The following is a 16,265-nucleotide window of genomic DNA, read 5'->3' as shown; positions in this document are numbered from 1 at the left end:
GCCGCACGTCACGGCGACCCGGTGGGTATCGCAGCGCCACCGAATTCCACTGGCATCGCGTCGATCCCGTTGATCCACGGCAGCACGGATCGCGAGGCGCGGTCCAGCCGGCGAATGTCGGGCATGATGTCGGCCAGCGCCCCGAAGATCAGGTTGATCTGCAGGCGGGCGAGATTCGCTCCGATGCAGTAGTGCGCGCCGGGAGCCCCGAAGCCCACATGCGGGTTGGGGCTTCGCCGGATGTCGAAGGTGAACGGGTCGTCGAACACCTCTTCGTCGTAGTTGGCCGAGCCGTAGAACATTCCGACTCGCTGCCCCTTGGTGATGTGCACCCCACCGAGTTCGACGTCGCGCAACGCCGTGCGCTGGAAGGAGATCACCGGCGTGGCCCACCGGACCACCTCGTCGACCATGGTCGCCGGGCGCTCTGACACGAACAACCGCCATTGGTCGGGGTGGTCGAAGAAGGCCAGCATCCCCTGCGAGGTGGCGTTGCGGGTGGTCTCGTTGCCGGCGACCATCAGCATCATCACGTAGTAGCCGAACTCCAGCGCCGTCAGCGCTTCTCCGTCGATCGTCGCGGTGACCAGGGCCGTGGCGATGTCGTCGCGCGGGTGGGCCTTGCGGTCTTCGGCCATCTGGTAGGCGTAGCCCAACAACTCAGCGGAGGCCTGCATCCCGTCGGCGGCGGCCTGCGGGTCACCGTTGCCGCCGCCCACCAGTCGATTGCTCCAGTCGAAGACCTGCTGGCGCTCAGCCGCCGGCACACCGATCAGCTCACAGATCGTCGCCAGCGGCAGCCGGGAGGCGACCTCGGTGACGAAGTCGCCGGTGTGGTGTTCGGCGGCGGCCGCGACGATCTCGCGGGCCTGGCGGTCGAGTGAGTCCCGCATGCCGGCAACGACCCGGGGAGTGAATCCGCGTGAGACGATCCGGCGCAGCTTGGCGTGCTTGGGCCCATCGAGGAACAGCATGATGTTGTCGCGGCTGGCATCGTGGAGGTCTTGGTTGCCGGTGGTGTTCGTCCGGATCAGCGAGGTGTTCTCGTGCGAGGAAAACACGTCATCCTGCAGCGACACGGCCCGTACATCGGCGTGCTTGGTCACCACCCAGTAGCCCTCGTCGGGGTAGCCCGAGACGCCGAACGGCTGGGCGTTCCACCAGATCGGCTCGGTTTTGCGCAGCAGCGCGAACTCCTCGTGCGGGATCCGCTCCCCGATGAGCGCGGGGTCGGTGAAGTCGAACCCCTCCGGCAGCAGCTGCGGTGTCTCAGTCATCGTGCTCCCTCTCGCTCTACCAGCGGTTGCCACGCCATTCGGTCATCGGCGCTGTCGACGAAGCCGCCGGACGGGGCGGCGAAGTGTGATCCGAGCAGCAGCGCCCGCTCGTCGGCGACACGGCGCAGCAGTTCGAGCCGGCTGGCGCGAGCCGCGGTCGGGTCGGCGTCGGGCAACGCGCAGATCCCGGGGTCGCCGATCTGCGCCGGGTGATGTACCACGTCGCCGCTGATGTAGGCGACGGCGCCGGCGGAGTCGATGCGCACCGACACGTGCCCCGGAGTGTGTCCGGCGGTCGGCACCAGCCGGATGTCGCCGGTCACTCGGTGATCCGGCTCGACCAGCCGCAGTCTGCCGTATTGTCGCAGCGGCGCAACGCATTCCGGTGCCACCCGGTCCTCCCCGGTGAGCTCACACCAGTGCTCGTGCTCGGCCGCGGTCACCAGGTAGTCGGCGCCTGCGAACGCGGGCACCCACTGCCCTGCCCGCTGCACCGTGTTGCCCCCGGCGTGGTCGCGGTGCAGGTGGGTGCATACCACCGCGGTGATGTCGTCGGGACGAAACCCGGTGGTGGCCAAGGAGTCGGCAAAGCGGTCCGGTATCTGCCGGGACCGCAGGAAGCTTTCATCGAAGCAGGTGTCGACGAGAACGCGGGCCGGCCCAGACTCGATCAGGAAGGACTGGATCGCCATCAAGATGTTGCCCGAGGCGTCGCAGTAGTCCGTCAGCGAGTCACCCGCGAAGCGTTCGGGGGCCGCTGCGAACAGGCGCGATGCCGGGATCGGGATGACCGCCTGCAGCACCGCATGGATGTCAACGTCGCCGACAGTCCAGTGCTGCACGCCCGTGGTCCCCTTCTCGCAGGGGGATCGTATGCCACAAATCATTTGGAATTCAATGATTCCGCGAATCGGGTGAATGCGGGTCGGTCTGGCACACTCGATCCGTGGCAGCACCCACCGTCCGCTTTCGCCGGCTCGCCGAACAGGTCGCCGACGAGTTCCGCCGACGCATTCTCGCCGGGGAGCTCCCCGATGGCAGCGTGCTTCCCAAGGAGGACGAACTGCTGGTCGAATTCGCCATCAGCAAGCCGTCGCTGCGTGAGGCCATGCGCATCCTGGAGGCCGAGGGACTGCTGACCGTGCGCCGCGGCAAACGCGGTGGCGCGGTCATCCATCGCCCCACACCAGCAAACGTCGCCTACACCATGGGCCTGGTCCTGGGCTCGCGGCAGGTCAACCTCGCCGACGTCGCGACCGCACTGCTACAGGTCGAACCGGCCTGTGCGGCACTGTGCGCGGGGCGGCCGGACCGCAAAAGTACGGTCGTGCCCATTCTGCGGCGATTACACGAGGAATCGGTGGCCGCGGTCGACGACTTGGCGCAGGCGACCTCGGCCAGTCGCCGCTACCACGAGGCGCTCGTCACGCACTGCGGCAACGCCACCATGCTCGTGATGGCGGGTGCACTCGAAACCTTGTGGTCGGCCCACGAGCAAAGCTGGTCGAGCCAGGTCACCGACCACTCGACGGTGCCGGTGCCCGAACGGCGCGCGGTCCTGGAGGACCATCGGCAGGTGATCGACGCGATCGACGTCGGCGATGCCCAGCGGGCGCGCGACCTGGCCGCGGCGCACCTGATGCATGTGCAGCACTACCCGGGCCGGTCGGGTGTGGTCGATCCCGCCATGATCCGTCCGCGCGGGCTGTCCCCGTTTCGCGACGACGGCGCCTGACGCCCGCCGGCCACATTGACCCCGACCCTTATTTCCATATGATTTGTTCATGACGGAGCCTGTCGACGTGCAGAACCGGCCCGGGGGCGCTGCGATCTGGTCGCCCTCGGTGGTGCCGCCGATCGGCGTCGAGCTGACCGATGCCCAGGCGCTGGCCGTGGCGTTCCGGCATCTCGCCGAGATCGGCTTCGCCGAGAACATGGCCGGCCACATCACCTGGCAGCCCGACGGCCAGACCGAGATGCTGGTCAACCCGTGGGGCCTGTGGTGGGCCGAACTGACCGCGTCCGACATCTGCACGGTGGACGAGCACGCCCGTGTCGTCGCGGGCCGCTGGGATGTCACCCCGGCCATCCATATCCACACCGAACTGCACCGGGCCCGTCCCGACGCCCGCGTGGTGATCCACAACCACCCCTACTACGTCAGCCTGCTGGCATCGCTGCAGACACCGCCCGAACTCGTCCACCAGACCGGGTCGCTGTTCCTCGACGACCTGTGCTTGGTCGACAGCTACGACGGCGAAATCGACTCCGCCGCCCGGGCGGCAGAGCTGGTCGAGCGCATCGGCGGCGCGAATCTGGCGATCCTGGCCTCGCACGGGGTGGTCGCCACCGGCCGCACCCTGGCCGAGGCGGTCTATCGGTCGGCGACCATCGAACGGGTGTGCAAGCTGGCCTACCACGTCATGCTGACCGGCCGCACGCCGTCACCGATGAGGCGTTCGGACATGGCCGGCATGCAGGCATCGCTGATCGAACGCGCCGCCGATGTGTACTGGGCCGGGGCGGCGCGCATGACCATCAAGGCCGACCGCCAGGTGCTGGACTGACCCGTGCTGGACTGACAAGGAATCGAGAGGGCCGTCGGTGAAATCGATCGATGAACTGAGCTCCGACCCGAACTTCACCACCGCCAAAGCCGGCGCCGAGCGCACCGTGACCTTCCTGCCGGAACCGCCACGCGCACAACGGCGTTACACGGTGATCTCGGTCGACGATCACATCGTCGAGCCACCGGACACCTTCGAAGGCCGCGTCCCGCGCCAACTGGCCGACCGGGCGCCCAAGGTGGTCGAGACCGAGAACGGCGGCCAGACCTGGATCTACGACGGCCGGTCACTACCCAACGTGGGATTCAACGCCGTCGTCGGCCGGCCGGTGTCGGAGTACGGTTTCGAGCCCGCCCGGTTCGACGAGATGCGCCGCGGCGCGTGGGACATCCACGAACGCGTCAAGGACATGGACCTCAACGGCGTGTATGCCTCACTGAACTTCCCGTCGTTCTTGCCCGGTTTCGCCGGCCAGCGGCTACAACTGACCACCGACGACGGTGAGCTGGCGCTGGCCTCGGTACGGGCATGGAACGACTGGCATCACGAGGTGTGGGCCGGCTCCTACCCCGACCGCATCATCGGCTGCCAGTTGCCCTGGCTGCTGGATCCGGACCTCGGGGCGGCCATGATCTACGAGAACGCCGAAAGAGGCTTTCGCGCGGTCACTTTCAGCGAGAACCCAGCCATGCTGGGGTTGCCGACCATCCACTCCGGACATTGGGATCCGATGATCGCCGCGTGCGCCGAGACCGGCACCGTGGTCAACCTGCACATCGGATCGTCCGGAGCGGCGCCGTCCACCACCGACGACGCACCCCCCGATGTCGCCGGCGTGCTGTTCTTCGCCTACGCCATCTCCGCCGCGGTCGATTGGCTCTACTCCGGGCTGCCCAGCCGGTTCCCCGAGCTGAAGATCTGCCTGTCCGAGGGCGGAATCGGCTGGGTCGCCGGACTGCTGGACCGGCTCGACCACATGCTGAGCTATCACGAGATGTACGGAACCTGGAAGGCGCTCGGGGAGACCCTGACGCCCGCCGAAGTGCTTCAGCGCAACTTCTGGTTCTGTGCCGTGGAAGACCAGTCGTCGTTCTGCCAGCATGAGCGCATCGGCACCGACCACATCATGCTCGAAGCCGACTACCCGCACTGCGACTCGACGTGGCCGCACACCCAGCGGGTCATCCACGAGCAGATCGGCGATCTGGCCCCGGACGTGATCCGGAAGTTGACCTGGGAGAACGCCTCTCGGTTGTATCAGCATCCGGTTCCCGAAGCGGTCCAGCGCGACCCGGACGCGTTCTGATGGCTGCCACCACGTCCCCGCTGCGAATCGCGGTGCTCGACGACTACCAGGGCATCGCCGAAACCGTGGACTGGTCGGCCATCCCGCGACCCGTCGACCTGCTGGCACTGCGCGAGCACATCGCCCCCGGCGACGAACTCGTCGCGCGGCTGGCCGACCGCGAGGTGGTGGTGGCGATGCGCGAGCGCACCGCCATCGGCGCCGACCTGCTGGGCCGCCTGCCGTCGCTGAGACTGCTGGTCACCACCGGGCCGTTCAACGCCGCCATCGACACTGCGGCCGCCCACCGGCTGGGGATCACCGTGTGCGGCACCGGCGGCATCATCACCCCGACGGTCGAACTCACCTGGGCGCTGATCCACGCCCTGCAGCGCCACCTGGTCATCGAAGATCGGGCGCTGCGTGCCGGCCACTGGCAACAGACCGTCGGCGCCGATCTCGCGGGGGCGACGCTGGGACTCGTCGGGCTGGGCCGCATCGGCCGGCTGGTCGCCGCGGTGGGCCACGCGTTCGGTATGCGGGTGGTGGCCTGGAGTCCGAACCTGACCGCGGAGCGCGCCGCCGGAGGGCAGGCCGAACTGCTCGACCGGCGCAGCCTGTTCGAGATCGCGGACGTCGTGTCGATTCACCTGGTGCTCTCCGAGACCACCCGCGGTGTCATCGGCCGCGACGAGCTCGCCGCGATGAAACGCAGCGCGATCCTGGTCAACACCTCACGCGGCGGGCTCATCGATGAGGCGGCGTTGATCGAGGCACTACGGGCGAACCGGATTCGCGGTGCGGGGCTCGACGTCTACGCCCAGGAGCCGCTACCGGCCGGACACCCCCTGACGGCGCTGGAGAACACCGTACTCACCCCGCACCTGGGTTATGTCACCGAGAAATGCATGGACCTGTTCTACCGCGATATTGTTGACGACATCGCGGGTTACTGCGCGGGCACCCCGCGACGCGTTATGAACATTTGAACGGCACCCTCTATTCAGTTCCGGCCAACATAATTCTGTAACAGATGAGTCGCTTCGGAATAACAATTCGACAAAATATTCTACGGGGCGGTATTTGCACCATTTCTGCGCGGAAAAGGGCCTACGACCGGGTGGTCGTAGGCCCCTTTACCGAGGTGCGTCTATTTAGTGCCGCCGGCCAGGCCGATGGGGGCACTGATAGCTTCGGTCGCCGCTGCCGCGATAGGGCTCGCCGCGGCGGCGCCGGCCGGCCCCGGTGCGACGAAGGGCACCGGCGGCGGCGCTCCCGGCAGCACCGGAATCGGAGCGATCGGCACCGGAGGCACCGGCCCGGGGAGGCCCATCGGCACGGGGCCCGCGAGAGTCGTCAGGTCAGCAGCAGCAGGACCACAGGGCACTCCCGCGCCGGCCAGCACCGCCGCATCGGCCGCACCGGCCGCACCGGCAACCGGCGCCGCCTCGCCGGAGGTGAGAGCGACCACGCCGCCCGCACACACCGGACCACCCACCGGCAACGGCGCCATCGATGATGGCGCAGCCGCCGCACTGGCACTGAAAATCAGTGCACTTGCACACAAGCCAATACCGGCGAATAACGCGATACCGGGTCTCCCGAGGCTCTTCAACGTGAACTCCGATTGTTAGTATCCAGCCCCCCGGACACGCAATCTGATGACTGCAAACGAACCGTATCACAACGGTGTAAGTTGGCCGGCCGCCAATTTAATCCGTTACCGTACCGATGCGGATCAGCCGCATTGACCGGGCGTCGGCCCGAATAACTGCGTCGTATTTTGGCGCGGTCATCCCGGACGGGACGGGATACTCAACAAATGAGTGGAGCTAAGGGGACTCGAACCCCTGACCCCCACACTGCCAGTGTGGTGCGCTACCAGCTGCGCCATAGCCCCGCGATGTCGTGCTCATCGAAGCTACACCACCGCCATGCCCAGGCTCAAAACACCTGGTCGGTCACCCACCCGGTCAGGCCGGGTGCTGCGTCTTATGCAGCCCGAAAGGCACCGCGTCGAGCAGGGTGACCGTCACGCTGGCACCGCTGGGCACCTGGTAGCTGCGCTCCTCACCGCGCCGTGCGCCGGTGATGGCCTTACCGAGCGGTGACTGTGGCGAATAGACCTCCAGCCCACTCTGGTCGTCGTCACGAACCCCCAGCAGGAACGTCTCGGTGTCGCCGTCGTCGTAGCGGACCGTGAGCACCATGCCCGGCTCGGCCACCCCGTCGTCCGGCGGATCCTCGCCGACGACCGCGACCGCCAACAGGTCGTGGATCTGGTGGATCCGCGCCTGGCGCGACTGTTGCTCGCTGATGTCGGCGGTGCCCGAACCGATGTGTGGCTCGGACAACTCGGCCAACTCGGCCAACAGCCGGTCCTTGGTCTCCTGTGTCATCCAGACACCTTGCGAATCGGTCATCGACGATCTCCTTTACGAACAGAATCAGCTTGGAGTACTACCGGGCTCAGCGCAACGGATCGAGTTCACGCAATACCGCGGACTGTTTGCCGGTGGTGATCTGCTCCGCCAGCAACCGGCCCGTCACCGGGCCGTGCGTCAGGCCCCACATCCCGTGGCCACCCGCCACGTAGACGGTACGCGGGCTCACCTCCCCCACCAAGGGGCGCCCGTCGGGGCTGACCGGACGCGGGCCCACCCAGACATCGGTGCGCTCCGCCCAGCGCACGCCGTCGAGCAGCGGGCGTGTTGCCGCGACGATGGCCTCGACGCGGGCAGGGACGATCGGGGCGTCCGGATCGCCGAACTCCATGGTTCCGGCCACCCGCAGCTTGGCGTTCAACGGAGTGCAGGCCACCCGGGCATCCGGCAGGTAGATCGGACCGGTGACCGGCCCGTCGACCGGCACCGTGAAGGAGTAGCCGCGGCCGGCCCGCACCGGGACCCGAACCCAGCGCGTCGTCAGCTGCGACAGCCAAGCGCCACTGGCGATCACCGCAGCCGCCGCCGTCAGCGTCGTACCGTCGCGGCCCGTCACCACCGCGCCGTCTCGCGTCGGCGTCACATCGGTCACGTCCATGGTGTGCAGCGCGGCGCCGCGCTCGACCACCGCGCGACCCAGCGCGGTGACGAACCGGCCTGGGTCGAGGAACCGCTGGCCGTCGATCTGCACCGCAGCGGCGACGGCCGAGGACGCCAGTGGCACGCGCTCGCGCAGCGCCGCACCGGTCAGTTCGGTGCAGAACACCGGCCGGCCCGCTTCGGAGAATCGCCGCAACTCGTCGAGCAGGCGCTCGGCGTCGGCGGAGGTGCGGAAGATCGCGGTGATGGGAGCATCGGTGACCGGGGCGTCGACGCCGTTGGCCACCAGAACGTCGTAGGCCTCGATGCACTCGGCGCTCAGCGGCGCGTTGGCCCGCACCGCGCGGCGCCACGCCGACGGCCGGCTGTTGGCGGCGAAACGCGCCAGAAACGCCCACAGCCCCGGCCCGGCATTGAGCGGAACCTGCAGCGGCGCGGCCCGGCTGAACAGCGACCGCAGCCCGAAGCGCAGATTGGCGGGCTCGTTGAGCGGTATGGCCAGTGCCGGGGAGATCCAGCCGGCATTGGCCCACGACGACCCGGCCGCGACGCCGACACGGTCGACGACCGTGACCTCGACACCGCGCTCCTGCAGGAACCACGCGGTCGACAACCCGACGATGCCGGCGCCCACCACGATCACTGACCGTGGCGCGCCGTCGATCCGGTTGTCCGTACTCATCAGTCCATGATGCGGCGCTCGCCCCACCTGCGGTTTAACCGGTTCGCACAACGACGACGTCAGGGTTTGTCGAAAGCCGACAGGTCACCGGCTGCCAGCTCGATCATCGCCGCGAGCCGGGCGCGGGCATCGTCGAGCCCCAGCGGGGTCACCTCCGCCATCTTGCGCAGCCGGTAGCGCATGGTGTTCTCATGCACACTGAGCCGCTCGGCGGCTCGCGCCAGATCGCCCTGGGCGTCGAGCCAGGCCCGCAGCGTGGCCACATAGGGCGTGCCGTGCACCGCGTCGTGGTTACGCAGTTCGGCGACCGGGCCGCGGGCCGGTATCCGGCCGGACCGTGCCGCGGTGTAGAGCCGTCGCAACACGATCTCGTCCCAGGCCTCGTCGTAGGCCGGCGGCGCGTCATCGGGCGACCCGGCTTCGTGCAGCGCCAGGCACTCCTCGGCCTCGCGGCGGGCGGTGGGCAGCTCGGCCACGCCCGCCACGGCGCTGATCCCGGCCGGCACGCTGGCCTGTGGCGGCAGGACCGAGCGCAGGCCGTGCACCCATTGCCGGGCCTGCGCCGCATCCTGCGCGGGCAGCACCGTGTACACGGTGTTGGCGGCCAGCGCACTGCGGCCCGGCCGCGACCAGCCGAATCCGGTGGTGACGGCCTCGAACGCCAGCAACAGGCCCGCGTGCGGCTGGGTGGCGATCCGGGGGTGCACGGCGACCACCCGTAGCGGCGCCTGCGGCAGACCCAGCCTCGCGACCAGGGTGGCGGCCTCGGCGGCGTCGGTCCGACCGTCCAGCAACCGGTTCACCCAGTCGGATTCGACTTGGCGTTCCAGATCCGCACTGGCCCGCGACCGCAAGACGTGCAGCGCCACCGTGCGGGCGCCGTCGGCCAGTGCCGTCAGCCGGGCGCCGTTCAATGGGGCGGGGCAGGCCACCCACACCGCGCCCAGCAGCTCCCGGCCGACCCGCACCGCTGCCACCATCCGGCCGGTCAGTCCGTGCTCGGGGGCGGCGGCGACGAACAGCGGTTCATCATGGCATTCCAGATGCGCCAGGACGCCCCGCTTTTCGAACAACTCCCGCAGCGGCTCGGCTTCCTGCCGGTTCAGGATCGTCGCCGAACGCGCCGGATCGGCGTGCTGCTGACCACGCGAGTAGGCCAGCACGCGACCCAGCTGATCCTCGACGGTGACCGCCCCGCCGACGGCGTCGGCGAGGCTGTCGGCCACCGCGAACAGGTCGGTGGGGCCGCGACCCGATTCGGTTTCCCGGCCTTCGAGCACCAGCCCGTAGACCACTGCGGCCAGCTCGCTCCAGGACACCGCGGGATCCACCACCAGCACCGCCAGCGACTCGCCCTCGCCGGCGAACGCGGTCTTGTCCTCGGCGTCGCGCACCAGCACGGCGATGGCCTTGGCGGCCACCGCCCAGCGCACCGCCTCCTTTACCGAGCGGGCGCCGATGGCCAGCAGGACATCGCCGACGGCGGCGCGCTCACCGGTCACCTCGTGCATCACGACGCTGCTCAGCGTCGTCGTCCGCGGGACGGAACAGAACCGCAGGCGAACCCCGTAGCTCCCCACTACGTTGACCAGCCGGTCCAGCGTCACCATCAACCGAGCCTAGCCACGTCGCACCGGTGATCTCGCCGATCGGGGCCCGCGCGCGCGTCTCCGGCGCCAGCACCCAGGCGACGGCCGCGATCAGCAGCACGCCACCGCTGATCGCGAAGCCCCACTCGAACGACAGCCGTTGGGCGATCTGCCCGACCGCCAGTGAGCCCACGATCGACCCGAAATCGGCCATCATCTGGTAGGCGGCCACCGCGGTCCCGGCCCGGGCCTGGTTGCCGACCAGGTCGGCGATGACGGCCTGCTGCGGCGCCCCGTACATGCCCGAGGCCAGCCCGGCCAGGTACGCGGCGATCAGGAACACCGCCAGCGACCCGCTTGCGCCGAGCAGGATCGTGGCGACCCCGGCCACCGCGAGCCCGATGATCAGCGGGCCGCGCCGGCCGACCCGGTCGGACATGTGGCCGCTGGGCAGCACCGCGCACACGTTGCCGATGCCGATCGTGGCCAGCGCGAGGCCGGCGACCGAAGGCCCGCGGTCCAGGACTTCGGTGATGAACAGCGGCACCAACGCCACTCGCAGACCGAACACCGACCAGCCGGTGGCGAAGTTCGACAGCAGCGCCGACCGGTAGGCGCGATGGCCCAGCGCCGCCCGCACCGACACCGTCGGCCCCGTCGAGTCGGCCGCTTCGGCCAGATGTGAATTGCGCAGGCTGACGAACACGCCGGTTGCCGCCACCAACAACACCGAACCGTAGAACAGAAACGGTGCACTCAGACCGAAACCCGCTGTCAGACTGCCCAGTACCGGTCCGCCTACGGTGCCCAGCAGAAACGCCGTCGCGAACATCCCGGCCACCCGCCCCCGAGCATCCGCCGGACTGACCCGGATCATCAGGCCCACCGCGGCGATGAAGAACATCGTCGACCCGACACCGCCGAGCGCTCGGAAAAACAAGAGCTGCCAGTAGGTCTGAACGAACGCACACGCGGTGGTGGACACCGAGACGATCAGCAGTCCGGTCACATAGACGCGGCGCTCCCCGATCCGCTGGACCAACAGCCCGCTCACCGGCGCGAAGCACAATCGCATCAACGCGAACGCGGTGATGAGGAAGGTTGTCGCGGAGATGCTCACCCCGAAATGCCGGGCATAAACCGGCAATACCGGCGACACCACGCCATAGCCGAGCGCGATCAGGAAGTTCGCGCCGAGCAATACCCCCACCTCCCGCGGCAGCCGCGTCCGGGCAGCTGAAGAGTCGGAAGGCATCCGATAACTTTAGTCATCGGCCCAACGTGGGCTGCACGCCGCGTGAGGGAGCGCTGTGGGCTCGGCGATGGCCACCACCCCGGTAATCTCAAGCCCGGAGGCCTGATCATGACGAGATACCGCGACGGTGACGGAGGCCGGCGATGAACGACGTCACCGGCGCGGCCCGCCCCACGAGCCCGAACAACCCGTCGCAACAGCCGGGGCTGCTGCAGCTGTGGGAACAGCGCGCCGCGTTCACACCGTTTGCCGTGGCCGGTGCCGCTGCGGTGGTGGGCGGCGGTGTGCTGGCCGCCGCGATCGCAGCACCGTCCCCGACCCGCCACGGCGTCTGGGCGGTCGCCTACCTGGTGCTGGTGCTCGGCGTCGGCCAGTTGGTGCTGGGGGCGGGCCGGGCCGTGTTGGCGGCTGAACCGCTGACGCCGGGCGCGGCGGTGGCCACCGCGGCGGCGTTCAACGTCTCCGGAGCCGCGATCGTGCTCGGCGTCGTCACCGACCACATCGTGGTGTTCGATCTCGGCTCCGCGCTGCTGTTGGCCGTGCTGGCGTGGCTGTTCTACGGTGTGCGACGCCCGGCACGACGGGGCTGGGGGTTGCTCGCCTACCGGCTGTTCATCGCGGCGCTGATCGTGAGTATCCCGATCGGAATGCTGATCACCACCGCGGGTCGGACATAGGTTCCCGGTTCGGGTCCGGCGTCACCGCGACGCACGCAACTGGGCCAGTACCGCCGCTTGACTGCCGTCCACATCGCGGGTCGCGGTGACCAGCGTGACGGTGTTCGCGCCGCGGGTCAGCTCGAGCAAGTTCTCGAGGGCGGCTGCGCCCTGCGGGGTCGCCAGTTCGGCTTTGTAGCGCGTTACGAATTCGTCGAAGCGCTCCGGGCGGTGGTCGTACCAGCCGCGCAGCTCCCGCGAGGGCGCTGCGTCTTTGCACCAGTGCCCGACCCGGGGGTCATCCTTGCGGAATCCGCGCGGCCACACCCGGTCGACGAGAATCCGTTTCCCATCCTCGGCACGGGGTTCGTCGTAGACGCGGGCCACCCGGATGGTGGTTTTAGTCGACATACCCCAGGTTATCGCCGGTCACCCGGGCTTGCCACGCGGTTCTGGGCGGCGTCGGAGGCGACTTGGGGTGGCTGTGCGGTCGGTCACCGAGCCCGGCGCAGGGTTCCAAAGTTAGCTTAGGCAATGCTACTTTGATGCCATGTGTCTAGTCCCGTTTTACGGACTGCGGTGCCGTCTCGCGGGCAGCGACCGGATAGGTTCGCTGGTCGCGCCGCGACGTTAGCCGCCGATGCCCTCGACCTGGATCGCAGCGCCACCGGAGGTGCATTCCGCGCTGCTGGCCAACGGGCCCGGCCCGGGCGTGCTGCTGACCGCTGCGAGCGCCTGGGCGGCGCTGAGTGCCGAATATTCTGCCGCGGCAACGGAGCTCGTCACCGTGCTCGGCGCCGCCCGGTCGGCGGCGTGGCAGGGTCTGAGCGCCGACAGCTACGCCGCGGCACACGCGCCGTACCTGAGCTGGCTGGCCCGGGCCAGCGCCGACAGCGCCCACGCCGCCGCGCAACACGAGGTCGCCGCGGCCGCCTACAGCACCGCGCTGGCCACCATGCCCACGCTGGCCGAGTTGGCCCTCAACCACGCCCTCCACGGCGTACTGACCGCGACGAATTTCTTCGGCATCAACACCATCCCGATCGCGCTCAACGAGGCCGACTACGTACGCATGTGGGTGCAGGCCGCCACCGTGATGGCGACCTATGACGCGGTGTCGGGCGCGGCGCTGGCAGCAATGCCGGCTACCGACCCGGCACCGCCGATACTGACCTCCGACACCGGTACGACCGACCCGCCCGACCCAACCGACCCGGCCGAAGAAGCCAACCGCTGGTTCTGGTTCATCTTTTGGAACATCGTCTTCTGGTCGACGTTTCTGTTCATCGTGACGATCCCGGTTCGGATACCGATCGTGCTGCCGCTGATGATCATGGCGATCAACGACTTCATCGCGGCCATGCAGGTGGAGCCCGAACCGGTGGTCGAGGAGCCCGCACCGGAGCCCGCCCCCGCCCCCGTCCCGCGGCACGTCGTCGCAACCGGCCCCGCCGATCACCCGGTGGCGGTCGCGGTCGGTATCGGTCCCGGCATCGCCGGATCGGCGGGGACGTCGACCGGCGCGCCGGCCCCGGCCACCACCGCACCGGCGATGCCGGTGAGCGGCGCCGAGCTGCTGGGCTATCTGGTCGGCGGCAACTATTCCGAAGACTTCGGCCCCACCCTGATCGACCGGGACCAGGCCACCGCACCGGCCGCCGGCCTTTCGGCCGTCAGCGCGGCCAAGGCACCGTCGGCGCGGGCGCCGGTGCGGTCGCGGAGGCGCCGACGCGCTGCGATGAAGGAGTACGCCGACGCCACCATGGTGATGGACCCCGAGTTCGCAGTACCACCCGTCGATCCGGCCACCGGCAGCTCCGAAACCGGCGCCGGTCCGCTGGGCTTCACCGGAACCGCGGAACGCGCAGCTGCCCGGTCGACGGGACTGATCCGATTGCGTGACGACGGGTTCGGGGCCGGCCCGGTGATACCGCTGCTACCCGAGACCTGGGGTGGTGTCGAAGATAAGGTTAACGACTGAGCGCTGTTCGGCCCGGAAAAGGAAAGCCGGCCAGAGCTTGTCGCTCTGGCCGGCTGCCTAGCTGTGGAGCTGCCGGGAATCGAACCCGGGTCCTACGGCATTCCCTCAAGGCTTCTCCGTGCGCAGTTCGCTATGCCTCTACTCGGATCTCCCGGTCACGCGAACTAGCCGAGATGACGATCCCAGTCGCTGTTGGTGTCCCGATAAATCCCGCGACCGGACGTATCGGTGGATCCCTCTAGTCGATGCCAGGGTCCGGGCCGAGGGAGGTCCCGGTCTGACAGGCCCGCCGTCGCTTAGGCAGCGAGGGCGAAGTCGCTCTGGAGAGCGACCTTAGCCGGAGTAAGTGCAACCTTGGCGCTTACTTGGTTACAGCGACGCTTTCGGTGGTCTCCTGCCTGCACCGGCACGCTTCCCTTGATTCGACGCGCGAAGTCGAAACCTTTCAGCCCCCTGTCCTTGTTCGCTGCGGTACCTCGCCGGTTGGACGAGATAACCCATGGTACCGGTGTGTAACGACAGGCCGCGACAATTTCTTCCCGGAGCCCCGGGGCCCAGGGTCCTAACGCCCTGGGACACCGCTACCCCGCGGTGATCATCGCCACCGAGACGACCGCCGCCGCCATGCCGACCACCTGCCAGGGATGCACCCGCTCACGCAGCACCGCGATGGCCAGCAGCACGGTGACCACCGGGAACAGCGAAATTAGCATGCCACCCAGCGACAGCGACGAATTCCGCAACGCCAGCAACATGGCGACGTTCGCACCGACATCCATCATCCCGGCGGTCAGCGACAGCTTCATCGGCGTTCCCGACGGTAGTCGCAGGTTCCCGGCGGCGACCGCGATGATGATGACCACCACGGTAGCCGCCAACCTGGCAAACATCAGCGGCCACAACACGGACTCGACCGGCGCCTTCTCGATGAACACGAAGTTCAGCCCGAATCCCACTCCGGCGCCGATCGTCAGCCACGCCACCTTCGGGGTGAACCGGTGCGGTCTTACGTCCTCGTCGGTGACTTCCCGGCTTACCAGGACCACCGCCACCAGCGCCAGCACGATGCCGACGCTGGCAACCAGGCCGGGCCGCTCACCCCGGATCAGGCCGGCCGTGACCGGCACCCCGGCTGTCACAACCGCCGACAGCGGCGAAACCACCGAGATGGGGCCGGATCTCAGTGCCGCGTAGAACCACCAACTGGCCACCCCCAACGCCAGACCGCAGGCCGCACCCCAGCCGACAGCGCCCGGATGGATCGGTCCACCGGTCGCAACCGCGGTCGCCGTCAGTCCCACCAACGCCAACGGGGTGGAGACCAGCAGCACCCGCAGCGGCGAGACCCGCCGCGACGCGAGGCCGCCGAGGAAGTCGCCCGTCCCGAAGCCGGCCGCCGCTACCAGCGCCAGCGCCGAGCCGATCAGGTCATACCCTTGGCGCGGCGTCCCAGCGCCCGGGTCACCTCGCGCTGGGCGTCGCGGCGGGCCAGGTCCTGGCGCTTGTCGTGGGCCTGCTTACCGCGCGCCAGCGCCAGTTCGACTTTCACCTTGCCTTCGGAGAAGTAGACCGACAGCGGCACCAGCGTGAGGTTTCCGTCACGGATCTTGCCGATCAGCATGTCGATCTGGCGTCGGTGCAACAGCAGTTTGCGGGCGCGGCGCGGGTCGTGGTTGGTCCAGCTGCCGTGCCGGTACTCCGGGATGTGCATGTTGCGCAGCCACACCTCACCGTCGTCGACGGTGGCGAACGCATCGACCAGCGATGCCTGGCCGGCCCGCAGACTCTTCACCTCGGTTCCCAGCAGCACCACCCCGGCCTCGTACACGTCGAGAATCGAATAGTTATGCCGCGCTTTGCGGTTCGAGGCAACGATCTGTTTGGTGGCCTGCTTCTTGGCGTCCTTGCCCCCCGGCTTCTTGGCCACGG

At 68.7% G+C, this 16,265-nt stretch carries 16 protein-coding genes, 1 tRNA gene and 1 other RNA gene; 6 read left to right on the top strand and 12 right to left on the bottom strand.

What is annotated here, in order from left to right:
• Positions 1–8: 8 nt before the first annotated feature.
• Positions 9–1,277: a cytochrome P450 gene (locus ACAG20_RS15495; protein WP_370493199.1), complete on the bottom strand. Its 1,269-nt coding sequence runs from the start codon at positions 1,275–1,277 to the stop codon at positions 9–11.
• Positions 1,274–2,119 (bottom strand): MBL fold metallo-hydrolase, encoded by an 846-nt coding sequence (locus tag ACAG20_RS15490; RefSeq protein ID WP_370493198.1) that lies wholly within the window; start codon positions 2,117–2,119, stop codon positions 1,274–1,276. The genes ACAG20_RS15495 and ACAG20_RS15490 overlap by 4 nt, the downstream gene beginning before the upstream one ends.
• A gap of 104 nt (positions 2,120–2,223) precedes the next feature.
• On the opposite strand from ACAG20_RS15490, the gene ACAG20_RS15485 reads away from it, so the two are divergent.
• Genes ACAG20_RS15485 through ACAG20_RS15470 form a run of 4 tightly spaced genes read left to right on the top strand, consistent with a single transcriptional unit; the run spans position 2,224 to position 6,118 of the window.
• Entirely contained in the window at positions 2,224–3,012 is a 789-nt protein-coding gene (locus tag ACAG20_RS15485) for a FadR/GntR family transcriptional regulator (protein WP_370493197.1), read from the top strand.
• 49 nt (positions 3,013–3,061) lie between these two features.
• Complete coding sequence (locus ACAG20_RS15480; protein ID WP_370493196.1) at positions 3,062–3,844, top strand: class II aldolase/adducin family protein; 783 nt, start codon at positions 3,062–3,064, stop codon at positions 3,842–3,844.
• Positions 3,845–3,881: 37 nt separating this feature from the next.
• Positions 3,882–5,150 (top strand): amidohydrolase family protein, encoded by a 1,269-nt coding sequence (locus ACAG20_RS15475; protein WP_370493195.1) that lies wholly within the window; start codon positions 3,882–3,884, stop codon positions 5,148–5,150.
• Complete coding sequence (locus ACAG20_RS15470) at positions 5,150–6,118, top strand: D-2-hydroxyacid dehydrogenase family protein (protein ID WP_370493194.1); 969 nt, start codon at positions 5,150–5,152, stop codon at positions 6,116–6,118. The genes ACAG20_RS15475 and ACAG20_RS15470 overlap by 1 nt, the downstream gene beginning before the upstream one ends.
• A gap of 161 nt (positions 6,119–6,279) precedes the next feature.
• Here the strand turns inward: ACAG20_RS15470 and ACAG20_RS15465 are convergent, their stop codons facing one another.
• The 6 genes from ACAG20_RS15465 to ACAG20_RS15440 all read right to left on the bottom strand — a co-directional run bounded on the left by ACAG20_RS15465 (position 6,280) and on the right by ACAG20_RS15440 (position 11,699).
• On the bottom strand, positions 6,280–6,642 hold the full coding sequence (locus ACAG20_RS15465) for a hypothetical protein (RefSeq protein WP_370493193.1): 363 nt from the start codon (positions 6,640–6,642) through the stop codon (positions 6,280–6,282).
• A 314-nt stretch (positions 6,643–6,956) separates the two neighbouring features.
• Positions 6,957–7,029, bottom strand: a tRNA-Ala gene (locus tag ACAG20_RS15460).
• A 73-nt stretch (positions 7,030–7,102) separates the two neighbouring features.
• Positions 7,103–7,552: a GreA/GreB family elongation factor gene (locus tag ACAG20_RS15455; protein ID WP_013829739.1), complete on the bottom strand. Its 450-nt coding sequence runs from the start codon at positions 7,550–7,552 to the stop codon at positions 7,103–7,105.
• Between the two features lie 46 nt (positions 7,553–7,598).
• Positions 7,599–8,855, bottom strand: a complete 1,257-nt coding sequence (locus tag ACAG20_RS15450; RefSeq protein WP_112685010.1) for an FAD-binding oxidoreductase — start codon at positions 8,853–8,855, stop codon at positions 7,599–7,601.
• A gap of 59 nt (positions 8,856–8,914) precedes the next feature.
• Positions 8,915–10,465, bottom strand: coding sequence for a PucR family transcriptional regulator (locus tag ACAG20_RS15445; protein ID WP_370493192.1), 1,551 nt, complete (start codon positions 10,463–10,465; stop codon positions 8,915–8,917).
• Positions 10,347–11,699, bottom strand: coding sequence for an MFS transporter (locus ACAG20_RS15440; RefSeq protein ID WP_165825123.1), 1,353 nt, complete (start codon positions 11,697–11,699; stop codon positions 10,347–10,349). Before ACAG20_RS15440 ends, ACAG20_RS15445 begins: the two co-directional genes overlap by 119 nt.
• A 143-nt stretch (positions 11,700–11,842) precedes the next feature.
• Between ACAG20_RS15440 and ACAG20_RS15435 the strand changes: the two genes are divergently transcribed.
• The gene (locus ACAG20_RS15435; RefSeq protein ID WP_370493191.1) at positions 11,843–12,376 is read left to right on the top strand and encodes a hypothetical protein; all 534 of its coding nucleotides are present in this window, start codon (positions 11,843–11,845) and stop codon (positions 12,374–12,376) included.
• A gap of 21 nt (positions 12,377–12,397) precedes the next feature.
• On the opposite strand, the gene ACAG20_RS15430 is transcribed toward ACAG20_RS15435, so the two are convergent.
• Positions 12,398–12,766, bottom strand: a complete 369-nt coding sequence (locus ACAG20_RS15430) for a DUF488 domain-containing protein (RefSeq protein WP_370493190.1) — start codon at positions 12,764–12,766, stop codon at positions 12,398–12,400.
• 229 nt (positions 12,767–12,995) lie between these two features.
• Between ACAG20_RS15430 and ACAG20_RS15425 the strand changes: the two genes are divergently transcribed.
• Positions 12,996–14,336, top strand: a complete 1,341-nt coding sequence (locus ACAG20_RS15425; RefSeq protein ID WP_370493189.1) for a PPE family protein — start codon at positions 12,996–12,998, stop codon at positions 14,334–14,336.
• 61 nt (positions 14,337–14,397) lie between these two features.
• On the opposite strand, the gene ssrA is transcribed toward ACAG20_RS15425, so the two are convergent.
• The 3 genes from ssrA to smpB form a co-directional block, all read right to left on the bottom strand.
• Positions 14,398–14,789, bottom strand: a transfer-messenger RNA (tmRNA) gene (gene ssrA, locus ACAG20_RS15420).
• Between the two features lie 128 nt (positions 14,790–14,917).
• Positions 14,918–15,763 (bottom strand): EamA family transporter, encoded by an 846-nt coding sequence (locus ACAG20_RS15415; RefSeq protein ID WP_370493282.1) that lies wholly within the window; start codon positions 15,761–15,763, stop codon positions 14,918–14,920.
• Positions 15,760–16,263: an SsrA-binding protein SmpB gene (smpB, locus tag ACAG20_RS15410; protein WP_370493188.1), complete on the bottom strand. Its 504-nt coding sequence runs from the start codon at positions 16,261–16,263 to the stop codon at positions 15,760–15,762. The genes ACAG20_RS15415 and smpB overlap by 4 nt, the downstream gene beginning before the upstream one ends.
• Between the last annotated feature and the right edge of the window lie 2 nt (positions 16,264–16,265).

Source organism: Mycobacterium sp. pW045 (genome assembly GCF_041287085.1).
Taxonomy (GTDB): domain Bacteria; phylum Actinomycetota; class Actinomycetes; order Mycobacteriales; family Mycobacteriaceae; genus Mycobacterium; species Mycobacterium algericum_A.
Note: the sequence above shows the minus strand (reverse complement) of the source record. Positions and strands in the feature narration are given on the sequence as shown.

Excerpts from the sequence above, each read along its gene's own strand:
- ACAG20_RS15425 (WP_370493189.1), top strand. The coding sequence starts at position 12,996 with ATGCCCTCGACCTGGATCGCAGCGCCACCGGAGGTGCATTCCGCGCTG.
- ACAG20_RS15455 (WP_013829739.1), bottom strand. The coding sequence starts at position 7,552 with ATGACCGATTCGCAAGGTGTCTGGATGACACAGGAGACCAAGGACCGG.
- ACAG20_RS15480 (WP_370493196.1), top strand. The coding sequence starts at position 3,062 with ATGACGGAGCCTGTCGACGTGCAGAACCGGCCCGGGGGCGCTGCGATC.
- ACAG20_RS15450 (WP_112685010.1), bottom strand. The coding sequence starts at position 8,855 with ATGAGTACGGACAACCGGATCGACGGCGCGCCACGGTCAGTGATCGTG.
- ACAG20_RS15465 (WP_370493193.1), bottom strand. The coding sequence starts at position 6,642 with ATGGCGCCGTTGCCGGTGGGTGGTCCGGTGTGTGCGGGCGGCGTGGTC.
- ACAG20_RS15430 (WP_370493190.1), bottom strand. The coding sequence starts at position 12,766 with ATGTCGACTAAAACCACCATCCGGGTGGCCCGCGTCTACGACGAACCC.
- ACAG20_RS15435 (WP_370493191.1), top strand. The coding sequence starts at position 11,843 with ATGAACGACGTCACCGGCGCGGCCCGCCCCACGAGCCCGAACAACCCG.
- ACAG20_RS15445 (WP_370493192.1), bottom strand. The coding sequence starts at position 10,465 with ATGGTGACGCTGGACCGGCTGGTCAACGTAGTGGGGAGCTACGGGGTT.
- ACAG20_RS15495 (WP_370493199.1), bottom strand. The coding sequence starts at position 1,277 with ATGACTGAGACACCGCAGCTGCTGCCGGAGGGGTTCGACTTCACCGAC.
- ACAG20_RS15440 (WP_165825123.1), bottom strand. The coding sequence starts at position 11,699 with ATGCCTTCCGACTCTTCAGCTGCCCGGACGCGGCTGCCGCGGGAGGTG.
- ACAG20_RS15470 (WP_370493194.1), top strand. The coding sequence starts at position 5,150 with ATGGCTGCCACCACGTCCCCGCTGCGAATCGCGGTGCTCGACGACTAC.